The following is a 2,284-nucleotide window of genomic DNA, read 5'->3' as shown; positions in this document are numbered from 1 at the left end:
GGCCCCGCCACCGCCGCTGCCGACGTCAAGATCGTCTCGGCTTTCAACCGCAGCGCCACCGGTTCGGTTTCGATCTCGACCATCGACGTCAACGTGGAAAGCATCAAGCTTTATGAAGCCGGCACCACGGCGGGAACGCAGAAGGGTATCCTCGACGCCAACTACGTCGGCGCGACCGGCGCCATCGTCGGCACGGCACAGAACCCGACCTTGGGTGCGGCTGCGGCGGCCGGCGACACCTACTCGGTAGCCGGCCTGAAGATCTTCGACTCGGCAACGGGCAAGGGCGCCAGCGACAGCCAGATTCAGGAGATGATGAACGTCGTCGATATCGCGCTCAAGGCCATGACGACCGCCGCTACCAAGCTCGGCGCCGCCAAGAGCTCGATCGACCTGCAGAAGACCTTCACCTCGAGCCTGATGGACTCCATCGATCGCGGCGTCGGCCAGCTCGTAGATGCCGACATGAACAAGGAATCGACCCGCCTCCAGGCGCTGCAGGTTCAGCAGCAGCTCGGCGTCCAGGCGCTGTCGATCGCCAACGGCTCGTCGCAGTCGATCCTGTCGCTCTTCCGCGGCTGATCGTTCTATACTGACCACGTCAAAGCATCGGGCCGCGCCAAAAGCGTGGCCCGATTTGCGTTTGCTCAAGGCCCGCGCAACCTTCGCTTCTTAACGTCTCCAAAGCCTACTTTTAACAGGCCATTAACCATATCGCGCTAGGTATGGTTAACCAATTGATACAGGTTGTCGACTCGGCCAGACCGGCACGATCGCAACCGATGGGCAGGTCGAGGCCTGCGTGGCATGCCGGCTTTTGAGAAGGAGCGAGTTTCTTGGCGAGCATCATGACGAACGCCGCGGCGTTGACTGCACTTCAAAGCCTCAACGCCACCAACAAGTCGCTCGAGCAGACGCAGGCGCGGATCTCGACGGGCTACCGGGTCTCCGAGGCCTCCGACAACGCCGCCTACTGGTCGATCGCCACCACGATGCGCTCCGACAATTCGGCGCTGTCGACCGTGCAGGACGCGCTCGGCCTCGGCGCCTCGAAGGTCGACACCGCCTATACCGGCATGAACAACGTGCTGGATACCATCGGCAAGATCAAGACGAAGCTTCTGTCGGCTGTCGGCCAGTCGGATGCCAACAAGGCCAAGACGCAGACCGAAATCACCGCGCTGCAGGCGCAAATGAAATCCTTCGCCGACGCCGCCACTTTCTCCGGCTCAAATTATCTTTCGGTGACGTCCACGCAGGTGGCGGCTCCCAATGACGGCGTCCAGCCGGATGCCAAGATCGTCTCTTCCTTCAACCGCTCGTCGTCCGGCGCGATCTCGCTCGGCACCATCGACATCGACGTCGAGAGCACCAAGCTGTTCGATTCCGGCCTCTCCACCGCCGTCAAGAACCAGGGCATCCTCGATCGCAAGACCTCGATCTATTCCACGGCCGCGGACCAGTCGGCGTATGACGCCGCCTATGCCACCGCGATCGCCGGCGGCGCTACCGACATCGCCGCCAACACCACCGCCCAAGCCGCGGTGACGGTCACGCCCGTCAAGATCGACAACGTCTCCGCCTTCAATCTCGACATCACGGCAACGGGCGTGACCGACGACATCATCACGCAGATGGTCACCAAGATCGACAACGTCATGAGTCAGCTTACTGACGCCGCCACCGTGCTCGGCGCCGCCAAGAGCTCGATCGACCTGCAGAAAACCTTCACGCAGAGCCTGATGGATTCCATCGATCGCGGCGTCGGCCAGCTCGTCGATGCCGACATGAACAAGGAATCGACCCGCCTCCAGGCGCTCCAGGTCCAGCAGCAGCTCGGCATCCAGTCGCTGTCGATCGCCAACAGCTCCTCGCAGTCGATCCTGCAGCTGTTCAAGAACGGCTAAGTCGCCTGCTCACCTTCGACCGACGAAAAGGCCGTGTCTGAAACGCGGCCTTTTTCGTTTCTCGAAGGAAGTTGCGCGTTCGGCATCTTGCTGGCTCTTTGCCGGCGCGCCCTATCATCCTCGCACAAGCTTCGCGGTCTAGTCTTGCGGCGGACAGTCGTGCTGGGAGCCGTTGAATCGTGCCGGAACAGATCCAGAGCATCATCGCGAATTTCAAGAGCTTCGGCGTGCGGCGTCTGGCGCTCATGGGCGGCATCGCGGCCCTGGTCATGGCCGTCATCGGCATCGCTTCCGTCTATCTCAATCGCCCGGCCTATGAGACGCTCTATGTCGGCCTCGAGCGTTCCGACGTGAACCAGATCGGCCTTGTGCTGGCC

General features: G+C 62.0%; 2 protein-coding genes and 1 pseudogene. All 3 read left to right on the top strand.

Annotated features, from left to right (window positions below):
* A partial coding sequence (locus EOA27_RS42550; protein WP_281059502.1) for a flagellin occupies nucleotides 1–582 on the top strand: 582 nt, incomplete at its 5' end.
* 254 nt (nucleotides 583–836) lie between these two features.
* Nucleotides 837–1,907: a flagellin gene (locus EOA27_RS32610; protein WP_127258309.1), complete on the top strand. Its 1,071-nt coding sequence runs from the start codon at nucleotides 837–839 to the stop codon at nucleotides 1,905–1,907.
* A 179-nt stretch (nucleotides 1,908–2,086) separates the two neighbouring features.
* A pseudogene (locus tag EOA27_RS32605) lies at nucleotides 2,087–2,284 on the top strand (flagellar M-ring protein FliF); the annotation flags it as partial.

It is taken from the genome of Mesorhizobium sp. M2A.F.Ca.ET.037.01.1.1 (genome assembly GCF_003998075.1).
GTDB lineage: Bacteria > Pseudomonadota > Alphaproteobacteria > Rhizobiales > Rhizobiaceae > Mesorhizobium.
The sequence above is the reverse complement of the archived record's forward strand: the minus strand, read 5'-3'. Positions and strand labels throughout refer to the sequence as shown.